The sequence below is a fragment of the Candidatus Zixiibacteriota bacterium genome, from assembly GCA_034003725.1.
Classification (GTDB): Bacteria; Zixibacteria; MSB-5A5; order GN15; family FEB-12; genus WJMS01.
In genome coordinates this window covers 16,973-34,196 of the sequence record JAVEYB010000011.1, presented here as the reverse complement: position 1 = coordinate 34,196, position 17,224 = coordinate 16,973, and the positions used below count along the sequence as shown (strand labels likewise).

General features: G+C 58.4%; 16 protein-coding genes. 11 read left to right on the top strand and 5 right to left on the bottom strand.

Features of this window, described 5'->3' with window-relative positions:
* Positions 1 to 4: 4 nt before the first annotated feature.
* From RBT76_12225 to RBT76_12180, 10 genes are all read left to right on the top strand, one after another.
* Positions 5 to 1,603, top strand: a complete 1,599-nt coding sequence (locus tag RBT76_12225) for a TrkH family potassium uptake protein (GenBank protein ID MDX9858550.1) — start codon at positions 5 to 7, stop codon at positions 1,601 to 1,603.
* Between the two features lie 123 nt (positions 1,604 to 1,726).
* Complete coding sequence (locus tag RBT76_12220) at positions 1,727 to 2,923, top strand: metallophosphoesterase (protein MDX9858549.1); 1,197 nt, start codon at positions 1,727 to 1,729, stop codon at positions 2,921 to 2,923.
* 233 nt (positions 2,924 to 3,156) lie between these two features.
* On the top strand, positions 3,157 to 3,654 hold the full coding sequence (locus tag RBT76_12215) for an SWIB/MDM2 domain-containing protein (protein MDX9858548.1): 498 nt from the start codon (positions 3,157 to 3,159) through the stop codon (positions 3,652 to 3,654).
* Positions 3,655 to 3,784: 130 nt separating this feature from the next.
* Positions 3,785 to 5,902, top strand: coding sequence for a prolyl oligopeptidase family serine peptidase (locus tag RBT76_12210; GenBank protein ID MDX9858547.1), 2,118 nt, complete (start codon positions 3,785 to 3,787; stop codon positions 5,900 to 5,902).
* Between the two features lie 129 nt (positions 5,903 to 6,031).
* On the top strand, positions 6,032 to 7,276 hold the full coding sequence (locus tag RBT76_12205; GenBank protein ID MDX9858546.1) for a DUF1015 family protein: 1,245 nt from the start codon (positions 6,032 to 6,034) through the stop codon (positions 7,274 to 7,276).
* An 18-nt stretch (positions 7,277 to 7,294) separates the two neighbouring features.
* Complete coding sequence (locus RBT76_12200; protein MDX9858545.1) at positions 7,295 to 8,173, top strand: hydroxyacid dehydrogenase; 879 nt, start codon at positions 7,295 to 7,297, stop codon at positions 8,171 to 8,173.
* A 52-nt stretch (positions 8,174 to 8,225) separates the two neighbouring features.
* Complete coding sequence (gene serC / locus RBT76_12195; GenBank protein ID MDX9858544.1) at positions 8,226 to 9,311, top strand: 3-phosphoserine/phosphohydroxythreonine transaminase; 1,086 nt, start codon at positions 8,226 to 8,228, stop codon at positions 9,309 to 9,311.
* 319 nt (positions 9,312 to 9,630) lie between these two features.
* Positions 9,631 to 10,857, top strand: a complete 1,227-nt coding sequence (locus tag RBT76_12190; protein ID MDX9858543.1) for a pyridoxal phosphate-dependent aminotransferase family protein — start codon at positions 9,631 to 9,633, stop codon at positions 10,855 to 10,857.
* Between the two features lie 3 nt (positions 10,858 to 10,860).
* Positions 10,861 to 11,988: an N-acetyltransferase gene (locus tag RBT76_12185; GenBank protein ID MDX9858542.1), complete on the top strand. Its 1,128-nt coding sequence runs from the start codon at positions 10,861 to 10,863 to the stop codon at positions 11,986 to 11,988.
* 69 nt (positions 11,989 to 12,057) lie between these two features.
* Entirely contained in the window at positions 12,058 to 12,603 is a 546-nt protein-coding gene (locus RBT76_12180) for a hypothetical protein (protein ID MDX9858541.1), read from the top strand.
* Here RBT76_12180 and RBT76_12175 read toward each other — a convergent pair whose 3' ends face one another.
* Genes RBT76_12175 through RBT76_12155 form a run of 5 tightly spaced genes read right to left on the bottom strand, consistent with a single transcriptional unit; the run spans position 12,604 to position 16,141 of the window.
* Positions 12,604 to 13,104 carry a macro domain-containing protein gene (locus tag RBT76_12175; protein MDX9858540.1) on the bottom strand — a complete coding sequence of 167 codons (501 nt, stop codon included), beginning with the start codon at positions 13,102 to 13,104 and terminating at the stop codon, positions 12,604 to 12,606.
* On the bottom strand, positions 13,104 to 13,709 hold the full coding sequence (locus RBT76_12170; protein ID MDX9858539.1) for a phosphatase PAP2 family protein: 606 nt from the start codon (positions 13,707 to 13,709) through the stop codon (positions 13,104 to 13,106). The genes RBT76_12175 and RBT76_12170 overlap by 1 nt, the downstream gene beginning before the upstream one ends.
* On the bottom strand, positions 13,702 to 14,577 hold the full coding sequence (locus tag RBT76_12165) for a PfkB family carbohydrate kinase (GenBank protein ID MDX9858538.1): 876 nt from the start codon (positions 14,575 to 14,577) through the stop codon (positions 13,702 to 13,704). The genes RBT76_12170 and RBT76_12165 overlap by 8 nt, the downstream gene beginning before the upstream one ends.
* Positions 14,578 to 14,596: 19 nt before the next feature.
* Positions 14,597 to 15,223 carry a YigZ family protein gene (locus tag RBT76_12160; protein MDX9858537.1) on the bottom strand — a complete coding sequence of 209 codons (627 nt, stop codon included), beginning with the start codon at positions 15,221 to 15,223 and terminating at the stop codon, positions 14,597 to 14,599.
* 12 nt (positions 15,224 to 15,235) lie between these two features.
* Positions 15,236 to 16,141: a DNA-processing protein DprA gene (locus RBT76_12155; GenBank protein MDX9858536.1), complete on the bottom strand. Its 906-nt coding sequence runs from the start codon at positions 16,139 to 16,141 to the stop codon at positions 15,236 to 15,238.
* 125 nt (positions 16,142 to 16,266) lie between these two features.
* On the opposite strand from RBT76_12155, the gene RBT76_12150 reads away from it, so the two are divergent.
* Positions 16,267 to 17,124: a hypothetical protein gene (locus RBT76_12150; protein ID MDX9858535.1), complete on the top strand. Its 858-nt coding sequence runs from the start codon at positions 16,267 to 16,269 to the stop codon at positions 17,122 to 17,124.
* Positions 17,125 to 17,224: the final 100 nt, after the last annotated feature.

The window sequence follows — 17,224 nt, the reverse complement described above, 5'->3', positions numbered from 1 at the left end:
TCCGATGCATAAAACCGCGATAGCGTTTTCAGTCGGCAAGCTCATGCAAATCATGGGGCTGGCGCTGCTGGCGCCGCTGGCGATCGGTGTGTACGATAATCGGGCCGGCGGCTGGTTCGCCGCAGCGGGCCACCCCGACGTATACGGGTTCGTTCTCGCGGTAGTGCTGCTGGTTGGTCTCGGCTCGATTGCCGTCCGTCTGTTCCGGGGAGGACGCAGTCTGCAGGGGATCAAGGAGGGCCTGGCGATCGTCTGTATCGGCTGGGTTATCCTGACACTTTTCAGTTGCCTCCCGATGTTCATCTGGCTGAAATTCGGCGGGGGCACGCCGTCGTATACCTGGTTTGCCGCCTTTACAGACGCTTATTTCGAGATAATGTCCGGATTCACTACCACCGGGGCGACCATACTGGCGGATATCGAAGCTGCCCCCCGCAGTATTCTCTTTCTAAGGGCACTCACGCAATGGCTCGGCGGCATGGGGATAATCACCCTGGCTATCGTGGTCTTCCCGGGTCTGGGTGTGACGGCTTACCAGATGTTCAAAAGCGAAGTTCCCGGTCCCAGCAAGGATAAGTTGTCGCCTCGTCTCTCGCAAACGACCACGATCCTCTGGAGTGTTTACGGCCTGTTGACCGGTATTCTGACAGCGGCGCTCTGGCTGGGAGGGATGTCGCTGTTCGAGGCCGTTTGCCACGCGTTTGCGACGCTTGCTACCGGCGGTTTTTCCACCCAGAATTCATCTATCGCCGCCTACGATTCCGATTTTATACGGTGGGTGATCATTGTCTTCATGTGGCTTGGGGGCGTCAATTTCCTTCTGCATTATCGAGCGCTCCGGGGCAAGCTTGGCCCGGTGTTCCGCGACCCGGAGTTCAAGTTCTACAACGGGGTGATTATCGCGGCCGTCATCGTGGGCACGGCGCTGTTGTACCTGAAGGGGCTCGCGCCGCTTGATGACGCCATGCGATCGTGGCGGCACAGCCAGCCGTCGGAAGCTTCCTTTGCGGCCCATTATGCCCAGCAAGCCGACTATGTCACGTCTCTGTATCGCTGTTTTCGCATGGCGGCATTCCAAACGGTTTCGATCGTGACGACGACCGGTTTCGTCACCGCTGACTTCGACCTGTGGCCCGACTTTCTCCGCTTCTCGCTTCTCTTGCTCATGTTTTTCGGGGGCTGCGCGGGATCGACCGCAGGCGGCATGAAAATGGTACGAATCATGATTGCCGCCAAGGCGAGTTACAATGCCATCCGGAAACGGACTCAGCCGCGACTGGTGATGCCGGTGAAGGTCGGCAAGCAGGTGGTGGACGAGGCTCAGGTCAACAGCGTCCTTGCCTTTTTTGCGCTTTTTACCAGCCTCTTCGTGCTGACTGCCCTTCTCATGACGCTTTTCGTTCCTGATTTTGTCACAGCCATTTCCGTATCAATCGCGACGATCGGAAATGTCGGACCGGGTCTCGCCGGGATCGGGGTCATCGAGCATTACGGCTGGATTCCGGTACCGGGGAAGTGGATCCTGGTCGCATCCATGCTCCTCGGAAGGCTTGAGATCTTCACTGTTCTGGTGTGTCTGCGCCCGTCTGTCTGGCGGAAGTAGCTCTGGAGACCCCGAGTCGGAGTGCGTCGCTACGGAACCATATCACCGAATATCCGTTAGCAAAATAGTGACCGTCCGGCAGTGGCCTGCGTATAACCTCGTGAAACCGGATTGTGTACGCCCATGAGCAGAGTCCTTTACTTCGGCATATTTCTCACCCTCGTCATCGGCTTTTTCGGGTTACTCGATATGCTATTGCTCCGGCTGCTTAACCGGGAGTGGTGGGCATATCGCTGGATCAGACGTCTGGCCTGGTCCCTGCCCGTTACGGGGATCGTTCTACTGCTGTTCTGGGGCGCTGCAGAGTGGGCAGGTATCGATCGTCTCTCCTACGCCTTCGCCCTTTTCACGTCACTCGTGTTTGTTCTCGAGGTGGGTATGGTTCTGGCGCTCTTCGTCTCGGGCGTCGTGTTTTTGACTGCCCGGCTGATCAGGTACATTCGTCGTCTGCTGCACCCGCGCGACGAACCGCCCCAGCCTGAGCGTCGCCTGCTACTCAAGCGCGCCGCCGCTGCAGCCCCCGTGATTGTCGCGTCGATGGGGGTCTCCGGGATGGCTCGGTCGTTCAGCGGCGTGAACGTGGAACTCCAACGATTTCGCTTTTCGTCGCTGCCGACGGAGCTGGAAGGCTTCCGGATCCTGCATCTGTCGGATCTTCATCTCAGGGAGTACGTCACGGTGGCCGATCTGGAGGACGTCCTGACGAAAGCAGAGTCACTTCGTCCGGACCTGGTGCTGGTGACGGGCGATGTGGCCGATGATCTGCGGCAGCTCCCAGACGCCCTGCGCCTTATCGACGAGCTTCGCGCTCCGTACGGGGCGTTTGCGTCGCTCGGTAATCACGAGTACTTCCGGGGCGTCGACGCCGTGCGGCGCATCCACGACGCCTCAACCGTTCCTCTGCTGGTCGATCGCGCCGTGACGATTGCCACGGGTACGGCCAGCCTGCGGGTAGCGGGGATCGACGACCCGCGTCGCATGGGAACGAAACAAACAACCTTCTTCGAGCGCGCCATCGACACAACTCTGGAGCGCTCCTCGGGGCAGGCGTTCACCGTTCTGATGAGTCATCGCCCCGACGCGTTCGACCACGCGGCCCGGCGCGGGATAGAATTGACTCTGGCCGGTCACACTCATGGGGGGCAGATCGGACTGTTTGGTCGATCGCTGTTCGAGCCCTACTGGCCCGACCGGTATCTCTGGGGGCACTATCGCAAGAACGGTTCTCAGTTGTATACGTCGTCCGGTGTGGGACACTGGTTCCCCTTTCGACTGGGGTGTCCACCGGAGGCGCCGGTGATCGAACTGACCCGCGCGTGATGATTCCGACGCGCGCCGGGCTCGGAATGGGGTCACGTGTGCGGTGAAACGCAGTCAACTTTTTTCTTCCCCCCTCATATTTTTCCTTGCAAAAATTTTTAGCACTATGGTACTTTTCGCTTGGATGTTACCGAGACAACCGCGACAACCAGTGCAGTCGGTACCGTCCGTCGGTGAGGAAGCAACACTGACGCAATGTTCATAAGCAACCCTCAATGCTGAAGGAGCAACACATGGCAGTCGCAAAGAAGAAAACCGCAAAGAAGCCGGCGAAGAAAGTCGCGAAGAAGGCAACGAAGAAGAAAGCGACGAAGAAGGCCACGAAGAAGAAAGTCGCGAAGAAGGCGACGAAGAAGCCGGCGAAGAAGAAAACCGCAAAGAAGAAAGCGACTAAGAAGCCGGCGAAGAAGAAAACCGCCAAAAAGAAAACAGCCAAAAAGAAAGCCGCTAAGAAGGCGCCGAAGAAAAAAGCCGCTAAGCGGAAACCGAATCCTGCCTTCATGCGCCCGATGGAACTCTCGACCGACCTGAGTGCTGTGGTCGGCGGGAAGGCCATGCCGCGTACTGAGGTGACCAAGAAGCTCTGGGCCTACATCAAGAAGAACGGCCTGCAGGATTCGGTTAACAAGCGGATGATCAACGCCGACGACAAGCTCAAAGCGGTCTTCGGCGGCAAGAAGAAGGTCTCCATGTTCGAGATGACCAAGCTGGTCAGCAAGCACATGAAGTAGTCCTTCCAGACGTCAGTGACTTCTCGACGGGCCGCTCTTTCGGGCGGCCCGTTTTCTATTGCTTTGCGTCCACTCGCCCGGGCCATATATTCGCCGAAAGACGCGCGCGTGCGCTCCAGGAGGTGTATTGATGATCCGTTGGCGATCCCTCGTCCCTATGGCCATGGCCGGTGTCCTGGCCCCTATGTGTCTCTGCACGACAGTCCTCACGGCCCCTCCGCCGACTCCAGTTGATACGGTGACGGACACCCTCTTCGGCGTCGCTGTCGCCGATCCCTATCGGTGGCTCGAGGACGGCGGTGATCCCCAGGTTCATGCCTGGACCGAAGCCCAGTATCGGCACTTCAGAGACTATGTGGACTCGTATCCGGGCCGCGAGACTCTGGAAGGGGAGATCCGCGACCTGATGCATGTCGGCGCCATCACCCCGCCTCAACCCTGCGGGGATATGTACTTCTGGACCGAACGTGAGGCCGGTCAGGACCATGCGGTGCTGTACATGAAGCGCGGCCCGGCCGGGTCGCGGGAAAAGCTCATGGATCCGAACGCCATCACGGGCGACAACACGGTAGCGCTCGACTGGTATTTTGTCTCACCCGACGGCGCGCTGATCGCCTATGGTCTATCATCATCCGGGTCGGAACTCTCGACACTGTACGTATTGGAAACGAAGTCCCTGACGTTGCTGCCCGATTCCATTCCCTTCACCCGGGCGGCTGCACTCGCGTGGGAAGCCGACAATGCCGGCTTTTACTACACCCGATTCCCCGAACCCGGGACGGTGCCGTCCGGCGATGAGAATTACTATCGTCGCGTCTACTACCACGAACTCGGCTCGGACTGGCGGAATGACCCACTCGTGTTTGGCGATCAATTGACCAAGACGGACTGGCCGTGGGTGACGATGTCGCCAAACGGCGACCATGTGTTTTTTGGCGCGTATACCGGTTCCCGACAAACGGATCTTTATTACCGGGACGAGAACGGCATCCGACTGCTGACCGAAGACGCCGATGCGTATTTCGAGATTATTCCCGATGACGGTCGTTTCTTCGTATTGACTGATCTTGATGCACCGGGTAACCGGGTGCTTTCCGGCTCCTATGATCATCCCGAACGGACGGCGTGGGCGGAGATCATTCCGGAAGAGAACCGGACGATCCAGTCGGTGCAGGTTATCGCCCATCGTCTGGTGGTCCACTCACTTGAGAACGCTGCCGGCCGGCTCGACATCTATTCGTATGATGGTATTCTGGAGGAGAGCATTACTCTTCCAACATTGGGCTCAGTCACATCGATATACGGCGAGCCTGGCGGCTCCGAGATGTTTTTTCTGTTCGAATCGTTCAACTTTCCACCCACCGTGTTTCGCTACGAGTTTGCCGCCAAACTGCTGAGCCTCTACGATCGGCTCGATATCGACATCGATTTGAGCGATATCGACGTTCGGATGGTCTGGTACGAGTCACTCGATAAGACGCCAATCTCCATGTTTCTGGTTGGGCGGCGTGATGCGCCGCGCGACAGCGCCAATCCGGTCCTCCTCTACGGATACGGCGGCTTCAACGTTTCCCAGAAACCGTATTTCTCCAAGACTCTCTCCCTGTGGTTCAAACGCGGCGGACTGTTTGCATACCCCCACCTCCGTGGCGGGGGTGAGTATGGAGAACGATGGCACCGGGCCGGAATGCTCGAGCAAAAGCAAAACACGTTCGACGATTTCATCGCGGCCGCCGAGTATCTGTTCCGCGAGGGGTTGACATCACCGGAGCGCCTCGCGATCGAGGGCGGATCCAATGGCGGTCTGCTGATCGGGGCGGTGATTACGCAGCGCCCCGATTTGTGCCGCGCCGCGATCTGCGGCGTGCCGCTGCTGGACATGCTCCGCTACCACCTGTTTCTTATCGCGCGGCTCTGGGTGCCGGAGTACGGTTCGGCCGAGGACTCCGCGCAATTCGCCTTCCTCCATCGCTATTCGCCGTATCATCACATCAGACCGGGGGAGAACTACCCCGCGCTCCTGCTCACGGCCGCCGAATCGGACTCCCGGGTTGACCCGCTGCACGCGCGGAAATTTGCAGCGAGGATGCAGGCGGCAGTCGGTCCGGACACGCCCGTGCTTCTGAGGATTGAGTCTAAAGCGGGTCACGGGCAGGGAAAGCCGATCAGTCGGCAGATAGAGGAAACCGTCGATGAATGGTGCTTTCTGTTTAAGGCGCTTGGACTTTCGCTAGACGCGTCAAACTGAACCCGGTGCCGGGCGACGCCTGTGAACGGCAGGCCGAGTCCGTTTTCGGTTGTGTTTCGGGGGAGGTCTAGTATATTGGCGCACCTGTGAAATGGTTCACAATGGCCGATTGTACTAGCGAGGTGAATTGTGGCGATCGTTCGACCGTTCCGTGGCCTGCGGCCGACCCCAGACAGGGCCGCGAAGGTGGCTTGCCCCCCTTACGATGTGCTCAGCAGCGAAGAAGCCCGGGCCATGGCCGAGGGAAACCCCATCACGTTTCTGCGCGTCGACAAGGCAGAACTTGAGTTTCCACCCGATTTTGATCCGTACTCCCGGGACGTGTACAAACGCGGACGAGACAACCTGTTCAAGTTGTTCCGTGAGGGTGTGCTGATTCAGGACCCGACACCGTGCTTCTATATCTACCGGCTGAGCTGGCAGGGGCGAAGCCAGACGGGACTTGCCGCCTTGTCCTCAGTCGATGAGTACGACCGGGGATTGATCAGGAAACACGAGCATATCCGCCCGGAGAAGATGGTCGACCGCGCCAACCATATCATGACACTTGAGGCGCAGGTCGGGCTGGTGTTCTCCACCTACAAGGCGTCCGCCGCGACTTCGGCGGCGATCAAAAAGGTTACGTCGACACCTCCCGTTGTCGATTTTGAGACGCCCGGCAGCGTTCGTCAGGAGTTGTGGGTGGTCAGCCGTGAAGACGATATCACCATGCTTGTCGATGCGTTCGCGAAGCTGCCGGTGCTCTATATCGCGGACGGACACCATCGCTCGGCCGCCGCGTCGGAGGTCTGCCGTCGCATGCGTGAAAAGACCCCGGGCTACACCGGCAACGAGCCGTTCAATTTCTTTCTGAATGTTCTGTTCCCGGCTGAGGAACTCCGCATCCTGCCGTACAATCGGGTCGTGAAGGATCTCAACGGACACACGCTCGAAACGTTGCTGGAACAGGCCTCGGCGAAGTTCGAGGTCAGCCGGCACGGGGGAGAGATCGCCCCGCAGCGTGCCCATGAATTCGGGCTCTACAGTGGCGGGTCCTGGTATCTGCTGAGGGCCAGAAACGGGAGTTTCGATGCAGCCAGTCCCACGAAGTCGATCGATGCGTCGGTACTGGCGGACAACTTCCTCGCGCCGCTGCTGGGGATTACGGACCCAAAGACCGACAAGCGGATTGACTTCGTCGGCGGCATCCGGGGTACTGGAGAGCTGGTGAGGCTGGTGGATTCAGGCAAGTACAAGGCCGCATTCTCACTATATCCGACCTCTGTTCAACAATTACTGGCTGTGGCCGATGCCGGCGAAGTAATGCCGCCCAAGTCGACCTGGTTCGAGCCGAAATTGTTCAGCGGCTTGGTCGTGAGTCTGCTAACTGATTAACCGAGTGGAGATGGTGACATGTTAATTTTGATTTCCGATGCGTTCGACGCCGAACTTCCCAAGAAGTTGGCCAGATACGGCGACGTGACCGATGACAAGGGCCGGATGGGCGAAGCGGAGATCGTTGTTGTTCGCTCCAAGACCAAAGTCAACCGCGAGTATATCGATCTTGCCAAGAAGATGAAGCTGGTCATCCGGGGCGGGGTCGGTCTGGACAATATCGACCGCATCTATGCCCAGGAGAAGGGAATCATGGTGCGCAACACGGCGGATGCGTCGACCACGGCGGTCGCGGAATTGGCGTTTGCGATGATGATCTCACTCGCGTGTAACGTGGCACCGGCGGACTCATCGATGCGCGAAGGCAAGTGGCTCAAGAAGGAATTGGAGCGCACCGAACTCCATGGCAAAACGCTGGGTATTCTGGGACTGGGTCGTATCGGATTGGCGCTTGCCTACCGGGCGCAGGCGTTCAGGATGCGCGTCCTGGGATGGCATCCCGACGTCTACTTCACGGATTGGGCAGAGATATGCGACTCGGTTGAAGACGTTTTGCGGCAGTCGGACTATGTATCGCTGCACATGCCGCTGTTACCTGACACCCGGGGTATGATCAACAAGGAGACGCTCAAGCAGTTCAGGGACGGTGCGTATTTGGTGAATACGGCCCGCGGTCAGATCTGTGTCGAGGAGGATGTGGCGGAAGCGCTCAAGAGCGGCAAACTCGCCGGGTTCGCGACCGACGTCTGGTATTCGGACCCGCCCGAGAAGTCTCCGCTGTTCGACGCTCCCAATACGCTGTTCCTGCCGCATATCGGCGCTTCGACCAAGGAGAACATGACTCGTATCGGCATCATCGTGGAACGTCTGATCGCCGACTACGTCGAGAATAGATAACCGGCCGATGCGGACCATCGGGTCCGCAGGCTGCCGTACGAAGAGGCATATCATGGCTAAACGCGTATTCAATTTCAATCCCGGGCCGTCGATCCTGCCGCTCGAGGTCCTGCAGCAGGTGCAGAACGAACTGCTCGACTACCGGGGCACCGGCATGTCTATCATGGAAAGCTCGCATCGATCGAAGGAATTCGAGGAGATCAACGACACGACCATAGCGCTGGTGCGCGAGCTGTTCGGACTGTCGGACAAATATCACGTGTTGTTTCTGACCGGCGGGGCATCGTCGCAGTTTTTTATGCTGCCGATGAACCTGCTGAATCCCGGCGACGTGGTCGCCTATGTCGATACCGGCGCCTGGTCGTCGAAGGCGATCAAAGAGGCAAAGCTGTTTGGGGAGGTGAATCTTGCCGCATCATCAAAGGACGAGAACTACCGGTTCATCCCGAAGATGAGCGACATCAAATTCACCACCAACTCGCGCTACCTGCATATCACCACGAATAACACGATCAAGGGAACGCAGTACCACACGTTTCCGAAGACGGGTCAGGTGCCGCTGGTGGCCGACATGTCGTCCGATATCGCGTCCCGCAAACTCGACTACACCCAGTTTGTGATGTTTTACGCCGGGGCCCAGAAAAACCTCGGACCGTCAGGCGTCACTCTCGTGTGTATGCACGACGACATGTTGCAGCAGTGCAAGGACGGTTTGCCGACCATGCTCAGCTACAAAACGCACGCGAAGGAGAAGTCGCTGTATAACACGCCACCGGCGTTCGGCATATACGTCATGAAGCTGATCCTGGAGTGGATCAAGCGCAATGGCGGGCTGGCCGGCATGGACAAGCTCAATACCGCCAAGAAGGAACGGATCTACCAGATGATGGATCTGTTCCCGGACTACTACCGGGGTACAGTCGACAAGGACAGCCGCTCGTGGATGAACATCACGTTGCGCCTGCCGAGTGAGGACCTCGAGAAGAAGTTCATCGCCGAGGCCAAGGAAGCCGGCTTTGTCGGCCTGAAGGGTCACCGATCGGTGGGAGGAGTCCGGGTGTCTCTGTACAACGCGCTGCCTTTGGAGGGGGCCGAGAAGCTGGCCGCCTTTATGGACGCGTTCAGGAAGAAGAACTAGGCCGCAAATTCCATATGGCAACCGGCGTCGCGGGTGTGTGACGCCGGTTTTTTTTCGGGAAGGGCGCTCGATATCCCGGTGACAGGAAACGACATAATAGTTGTTTTCAGCGGTGAAGCCCGTTATCTTCGAGCGTCTTAACACCGCGGCCCGGCGGCCCGGAGTTCCCGACATAGCGAGTGCCCTTAGTCAGCGAGCTATCCGCCTCCCGGAACCTGATATTTTTCGTTGGACTTACGGCGAATTTCTTGACAAAATGGGCCGGGGAGTGTTCACTGAGCGTTTGGATGAAATCGGACCCCGTTTAAGAGGAGCCACTTTGCAGGCCAAAGACAATGCTGAGGTCACGTTCGTTGACCTGCTCGAGAAGTGCCGGTCGTATACCGCGCCGCGCGATGTTCGAGCCATGGGGATTTATCCCTACTTCCACCCGATACAATCGGCGCCGGGCGATGAAGTTGTGGTCGACGGGAAGCCCTGCATCATGGCCGGATCAAATAACTACCTGGGTCTGGTCAACCACCCGAAAGTAAAAGAGGCGGCCGCAAAGGCCGCGATGGAATTCGGATCCGGCTGTACCGGATCCCGCTTCCTCAACGGCACGCTCGATTTGCACCTGGAGCTTGAACACCGCCTCGCGCGTTTTATCGGCAAGGAGCGCGCGTTGGTCTTTTCGACCGGTTTCCAAACCAACCTGGGGACGATTTCCTGCCTCGTTGGCAAGAACGATGCCGTTCTCATCGACCGGCAGGACCACGCGTGTATTGTCGACGGCGCCCGGCTGTCGTACGGCAAGTTGCACAAATTCGCACACAATGATATGGCCGACCTGGAGCGAGTGCTTACCAATATCCGCAACAACGGCCTTCGCGGCGGGCTGCTGGTCGTGGTCGACGGCGTTTTTTCAATGGAAGGCGACATCTGCAAGCTTCCGGAATTGATCAAGCTGGCGCGCAAGTTCAACGCGCGAGTGATGGTTGATGATGCGCATGCGGTAGGGGTCCTGGGGAAAACCGGCGCCGGAACCGCCGAACATTTCGGAGTGACAGAACAGACTGATCTCATTGTCGGTACGTTCTCGAAGTCGTTTGCCGCCCTGGGCGGCTTTGTGGCCGGGGACGCCGATGTCATCGAATACATTCAGCACACCGCGCGGTCTCTCATTTTCTCCGCCTCCATCACGCCGTCGTCGGCAGCCGCCGTGCTGGCCGCACTCGAGATCATCGAGGCGGAGCCCGAGCGCCGCGATCACCTGTGGCGAAACGCTCGACGAATGCAACGCGAATTCCGGGCGCTCGGTCTCGACATCGGGGAGACCGAGACGCCGATCGTACCTATTGTTGTGGGACAGGACCTGGAGTGCTTCGCATTCTGGAAGGCCCTCTATGATCGCGGTGTGTTTACCAATCCGGTGATCTCGCCGGCAGTCCAGCCGGGGCGGGCCATGATCCGCACATCGTACACTGCGACTATGACCGATCAGCAGCTCGATCGGGTGGTTGAGGTCGTTGGTACGGTCGCGCGCGAAAAAGGTCTGATCTCATAACACATGGCAGCGGTGGACGTCATCGAAGTTGAGTCGCGGGCTCAGCTTAAGCAATTCATCACCCTTCCCAATCGTTTGTATGCAAACGAACGGAATTACGTTGCGCCGTTGGTATCCGAACGTCTCGATTTTTTTGATAGAGACAAGAATCCATTCTATAAGAGCGCTACCGCCACACTGTTTTTGGCCCTGAGAGAGGGGGAGGTGGTGGGACGCTGTGCCACCTGTATCAACTTCGCTCATAACAACTTCCACATGGAGAAAACCGGTTTCTTCGGTTTCTTCGACACCATCGACGACATGGAAGTGGCCCGCCCGCTGCTCAAGGTGGCCATGATCACGTTGAAGAAGGCCGGTATGGAGAAAATGCGCGGTCCGATGAATTTCTCCACGAACCACGAGATCGGGTTCTTGATCGACGGGTTTGATTTGCCGCCGGTTGTTATGATGCCCTATAACCATCCGTACCAACCGCGCCTCGCCGAGCAGTTTGGAATGAAAAAGGTCATGGACCTTCTGGCGTTCAAGCTGGTGAAGGAAGCCGATCTCGCACCGCGCGTGGTTCGGGTCGTGGATAAACTGCAAAAGCGGTCGAGTATCACCCTTCGCAACATACGGATGAACGATTTCGAAAACGAAATCAGGTTGGTCAAAGACGTGTACAATCAGGCCTGGCAGTACAATTGGGGCTTCGTGCCGCTGGAGGACGATGAATTCTCGTATATTGCACGTAACATGAAGCAGATCGTAGATCCCGATCTGGTGTTCATGGCCGAGCATAACGGCCGCCCGGTCGCCTTCCTGCTTGCCCTGCCCGATATCAACCAGGCGCTGATCCATCTCAACGGCCATCTGTTTCCGCTGGGACTGATCAAGCTTCTCTGGCATACCAAGATACGCAATAAGATCACCGGATTGCGCATGATCACCATGGGAGTCGTCCCCGAATTCCAGAAGCGCGCGATTGACTCCATGATGTACGTTGCAATGTTCAAGAAGGGCGTCGAGAAAGGCTATACATGGGCCGAGCTGTCCTGGATTCTGGAGTCTAACCACCTGGTTATCAGCGCCGTTACGCAAATGGGCGCCCAGGTTTATAAGCGCTATCGTATCGTAGAAATGCCCATCTGATTGCCCCTCCGCACACCGCCACACCGTTTGATATTGGACAAATACCGCTGTCCGGTCGTATCTTCCAGTATGAGCCGTATTGTTTTGATCGTGGTTACCATGTTCCTCGCCCTTTGCGTGACGATCGGCTGCACCAGCCGTTACCGCAAAGATCTGTATTTCACCAGCGGGGAGGACCGTCGCAAAGTCAAGGTCGTCACAACCGAGTATCTGCAGGGCGTGCGACTGGACAACCCTTACGGCGATCCCAAGGTATCGCCCGGAGCGGGCAGCTGCCTGGTATTAACGACTCAGACACGGGGGAAAACGGTAAATACCAGGTTTCTGCAGGAATTCGTGCAATTCGACGAGAACCTCATGTGCCAGATCTACCTGCAACTGCCGGCGGTTCCGAGGGCCGATACGATCGTGCTTGAGGGAAACGGCATGGTTCAAATTCGCGGTCGGTATGAACTGAGCGTGGAAGATAAGGTATTTCTGGCCGATGAGACCGGGCGGCTGATTGTTGATTCTCTGGCGGATGGCTACCTGTATGCGACCCTGCGGGGCCTGTTCACTAATCGCGCCGGTTCACACGTTTCATATGACGGCGAGTTTCGGGCGCGGATATACTGATCATCCCACTGCATCGCGAAACAGCTTATACCCGACATCATCGAACAGGCAGAACTGGACTCGTGCCAGGTGAGTCGCACGGTCACCGAACGCCCGGGCGGAGGTGACCATGATGTTAGCGCAGGCTTTCATCGGGAAACCTCCCACGCCGGTTCCAAAGGCCGGCAGGGCAATCGACTCGCATTTCAGTTCGTCCGCCAGTCGCAGCGCCGCAATCGTACTCTGCCTGATCAGCTTGTCGCTCGTGCGGAGGTTCTGCCCCATGACCGCCGCATGGATAACGTAGCGAAAGCGCAGACGGCCAGCGCTCGTAAACACCGCTTCCCCCGGGATTACCGGACCTTTGGCCATGGCCTCCTGTTCGATGACCTCACCACCGGCTTTCTTGATGGCTCCGGCGACTCCTGAGCCCATCCAGAACTCATTGTTGGCGGCGTTGACAATTGCATCGGTGTTCGTTGATGTAATGTCCCCTCGGACCACCTCCAGAATGACGGCCATCAGGAGTCTCCTCTCTCGTGTGGTAACGACGATTCGACGACCCGCGAACGGGGCGGAAGAAATGGGCGCACCCGCTGAAAAACGACGAATACGACCGACCCCACAAGCGAGCCGACAGCGGCGCCGACCAGGACATCACCCGGATAGTGAACGCCGACCGACACCCGGCTCAGCGAGACGATAGCGGCGAAGCCGATCAGATACCACCTGACGCGATGATATGCAAGCCCGAACAGGAGCGCCTGACCAAACGAATTAGCGGCGTGTGCCGACGGCATCGAATAACCACCACCGCAGTGCACCAGCAGGTTTATGGGTGTCAGAAACTGGCCGTCGTGGCACGGGCGGGGTCGTTCGATCGCGTGTTTGAGGAAGTTGGCCGCCGATTGGTCGGTGAGAGCCAGCGCGATCCCGGAAAACAGCACCAGCCATCGCAAGCGCGCATCGCCGCGCCACAGACACAACAACATGGCCAATCCGTACAAGATTCGCAGGATGTTATCGCTGGTGACAATCGGCATGACGGCATCGGTCACCGGATTGGCGATCGTGACGTTCAGGAAAAAGAACACCGCACGGTCGATCTCGATAAGCCACTCAAGCATACAGCCTCGGCTTTCCCGTCAGGAACTTCCGCAGTTGAGCCCGAGTCGGCAACCCCTCGCGGGCGCCGAGTTTTGTGCAATTCAGCGCCGCGACCGCCGATCCCAACAGCAGCCGAACCGGCAGTGATTCCCCTCTGATTAGCCCGTAGAGATATCCGGCATGAAACGCGTCGCCCGCTCCGGTCGTATCGACAGCCTTCACCACGAAAGCGCGCTGCCGGTGAACGCTGCCGTTTTCATACGCCATCTGACCGTGAATGCCGTTAGTCACGACGATGGTGCCGGGGCAGCGCTCCGCCAGCTTGCGGCACGCGGCGCTTATCGATCGGCTTTTCGTGAAGGGTAACGCAAAGGCGTCAGCGACAACCAGGTGATCGACCAGCGGAAATATGGCCGAGACATCATTTCGCAATGATCCTATGTCAAACGAGACCTGTGCCCCTATTCTCCTGGCCCATCTGGCCAGTTTGATACACGCCGGCAGATCGCGGCCATCGAGATGAACAACTTTGGGAATCGGGAGTCTGGCGGTGTTGATGTCGCGCGGCTGCAATGATACGCCACGGTGCAAAACGAGGGTGCGATCACCGGTAGTGTGTTCGATGAAGCCCACGGCAAGATCGGAGGAGGATTTCCTGACGACCAGGTATCGATCGCTGATACCGTCACGCTGAAGTTCTTCGCGCGTAAGCCGGGCAATAACGTCGTTGCCGACCGCAGCGACGATTGCCGCGCGGAGCCCAAGCCGTTTCAGACCGGCCATACAGTTTGGGGCCGGGCCGCCTCCCTGTATGATCATGCGCATCGCGTTGAGCTTGCTGCCGGCTCTGGGGTAGCTGGGAACCTCCATCAGCAGATCGAGCGGCATGATACCCAGGCCAAGGCAGTCAACCCGCGCTGGTCGGGCCGAGGCGGATGATCGTGGCTTTGCCCTGTGTTGACTCGGCATACTCCTGTTCCAGTCTCTCTGCGAGTGAGCGGCGCACCGCGATTCTGAGCCGAACGCGGTCGGTGAAGTGCGACTCAGTAATCTCCGCCTGCAGTCGGGCGAGCAGTTGGTGAACCGGATTGTAGAAAGGGAACTCCATTGCCAGTTCGTAGTCTACGGCATGGTAGCAGGTCTTGACGCCCGATGCATCCAATGTCTGGCGGGCGGTTTCGCTGTAGGCTCGCGCGAGGCCCCCGGTTCCCAGTTTCGTTCCACCGAAGTACCGTGTAACCACAAGCAGGCAGTTGGTGATCGCATTACCCTCCAGCGCATCGAAAATCGGTCTGCCCGCCGTGCCGCCCGGCTCGCCGTCGTCGGAGTACTTGAAAACGGGCGTGCCGTCGGCGCCGATTCGATAAGCCCAGCAATGGTGGGTGGCGGCGAACTCACGCCGACGGATGGCGTCGAGCTTTCCAATCGCATCTTCTACGTCATCGGTCAGTCGAGACTCTCCGATAAACCGCGAGCCTTTGACCTTGAACTCGATGCGTGCTTCGCGCGCTATGGTTTGGTATGTATCAACCACGTCGCGATACCCTCACACGAGAGCACGCACGATATCGTCGGTGTGTTCCAGCCCTTTCATCGGAATAGCCCCCGCCTCGAGCGCTTTTGCCATCGCGGACTCATCGGCCAGCGCGCCCTTGTGAGGATCAGCCATGACAAACACGAGCTTGCCGATCATCCTGCAGAACGCCAGCAAATCGAGCGTAGCTTCCGAATCCGAGTACACCTCGGTCACGACAACCGCCTGCGCCAGGCCCGCCAGAAGCCGATTGGACTGCTCCAGCGTCTCGTGCGTGGAAATCTGTTCCGGGGCGTACTCGCTGATCACCCCGCCGTGTTCGACGATGTCAATGGCGAGCGGCATGGCCGATGGTGCAGTCAACTGGTCGAAGCCGGTGTCGATCACGGCAAACGAAGGGGCGCCGCCGGATTTGGCGCCGAGATGCGCCGCAGAGTCGATCCCGCCCCGAAGACTGGATATCACCTGCACCCCGGCCTGACCGAACCGGCGGGCGAGATTGGTCGTTAGTTCGATCCCCTCTGCGGTGGCGTTGTGCGCGCCTGCGACCGTTACGGATTTTCGGCTGCGATCCGGCATAACGCCCCGTATGTAGAGAATCGGAGGCGGGTCGTTCAGTTCCGTCAGCAACTCGCCGTAATCATCGTCGAAGAATGAGATCACGCGGATTTCCCGCTCGGTCAATCGATTGACGAACCGCTGGGCGTCTTCGAGCCGGTCACGGGCGGAGGCGATGCGTTTGATCTGGGGAGCGCTCATTCCGCCTATCGCCGTCAGGGCCGAAACATCGGCCCTCAGTATCCGTTCGGTATCGCCGAACCGGGCGAACAGCAATTCGAACAGGCGCGGGCTGACTCCTGTCAGCGTGCACAGGGCCACGAGATGGACCCGGGGGGAGTACTCGCTAATAGTTGGCATGACGCAATGTACGGATGCCCCGGAGTCTGTCAAGTAGTCCCGCTGCGGGCAGACTCGTCGCCGGACGCTTGGTTTTCCAGCGAGTTGAGTGTATACTTCGCCGGTGAAGGGAGATGCATGATACGATGACACTACGCCTGTTTCTGGGGGGCTTGCTGCTTTCTGTTCTGATGACCGCATGCGGCGGTGGACCGGATTCGGTCGCCGACCTCAAACAAAAGGGCATCGACGCCTTCGTGCAGGGCGACTATGCTCAGGCCAGAGAGTATCTTCAGCGTGGCCTGCAGCGGGCGCCGTCAGATCGTGACCTGCTGTATTTCACCGGGGCCGCGTTCAAGCGGGATTTCCGCTATGATTCCGCACTGGTGTACTTGAACCGTGCCGCCGTGCTGCACCAAGGGGATCGCGAAGTGGCGAAGCAGCGCCTTGAGGTGGCGATGGCGCTGGAATTGTGGGATATCGCACTTTCATGCACACGGACCCTGATTGATACCGGCGACCCACCGGAACAGCACTATCTCACGCAGGCGCAGTTATGGCGAAACGAAGGGTGGCCCATCAACGAGTATCTCTTCCTCAAGCTGTACCTTGATTCACACCCCGAGGATTCCATGCAGTATATACCGTTCGCCAACGTAGCCGTGACCGTAGACTCGCTTGACGTGGGCCAGCGCTATCTGGACACTGCTATTGCGCGATTCGGCGACCGGCCGATACTGCTTGCGGCCAAGGCCGTGTTGTATGGCGCAGGGGGCCAGTATAACCGGGCAGAGCGGATTCTCAGGCGACTCGTTGCGGAGGATACGGCTTCTGTTGATCTGAAAATCAATCTGGCCAACATGCTTTCACAGCAGATAAACCTCCAGAAGCAGCAGGAGGCCCTGCGTCTGTACGAATCGGTCCAATCGCTCGTTGCCGGTGCGTACCCTGTCGATTCCCTGATCGCATTGACAAAACGCCGGGTTGACTCATTGTCCAATTGACGGCAATTCTCCACGAAATATGCAGGCCGATCATCCGAAGATGATCGGCCTTTGGCATATCCGGTTCGAGCCGCGGGTGATGAACCGGATACTGGCGTGG

Excerpts from the sequence above, each read along its gene's own strand:
- RBT76_12225 (MDX9858550.1), top strand. The coding sequence starts at position 5 with ATGCATAAAACCGCGATAGCGTTTTCAGTCGGCAAGCTCATGCAAATC.
- RBT76_12220 (MDX9858549.1), top strand. The coding sequence starts at position 1,727 with ATGAGCAGAGTCCTTTACTTCGGCATATTTCTCACCCTCGTCATCGGC.
- RBT76_12215 (MDX9858548.1), top strand. The coding sequence starts at position 3,157 with ATGGCAGTCGCAAAGAAGAAAACCGCAAAGAAGCCGGCGAAGAAAGTC.
- RBT76_12210 (MDX9858547.1), top strand. The coding sequence starts at position 3,785 with ATGATCCGTTGGCGATCCCTCGTCCCTATGGCCATGGCCGGTGTCCTG.
- RBT76_12200 (MDX9858545.1), top strand. The coding sequence starts at position 7,295 with ATGTTAATTTTGATTTCCGATGCGTTCGACGCCGAACTTCCCAAGAAG.
- serC (MDX9858544.1), top strand. The coding sequence starts at position 8,226 with ATGGCTAAACGCGTATTCAATTTCAATCCCGGGCCGTCGATCCTGCCG.
- RBT76_12185 (MDX9858542.1), top strand. The coding sequence starts at position 10,861 with ATGGCAGCGGTGGACGTCATCGAAGTTGAGTCGCGGGCTCAGCTTAAG.
- RBT76_12180 (MDX9858541.1), top strand. The coding sequence starts at position 12,058 with ATGAGCCGTATTGTTTTGATCGTGGTTACCATGTTCCTCGCCCTTTGC.
- RBT76_12175 (MDX9858540.1), bottom strand. The coding sequence starts at position 13,104 with ATGGCCGTCATTCTGGAGGTGGTCCGAGGGGACATTACATCAACGAAC.
- RBT76_12170 (MDX9858539.1), bottom strand. The coding sequence starts at position 13,709 with ATGCTTGAGTGGCTTATCGAGATCGACCGTGCGGTGTTCTTTTTCCTG.
- RBT76_12165 (MDX9858538.1), bottom strand. The coding sequence starts at position 14,577 with ATGCCGCTCGATCTGCTGATGGAGGTTCCCAGCTACCCCAGAGCCGGC.
- RBT76_12155 (MDX9858536.1), bottom strand. The coding sequence starts at position 16,141 with ATGCCAACTATTAGCGAGTACTCCCCCCGGGTCCATCTCGTGGCCCTG.
- RBT76_12150 (MDX9858535.1), top strand. The coding sequence starts at position 16,267 with ATGACACTACGCCTGTTTCTGGGGGGCTTGCTGCTTTCTGTTCTGATG.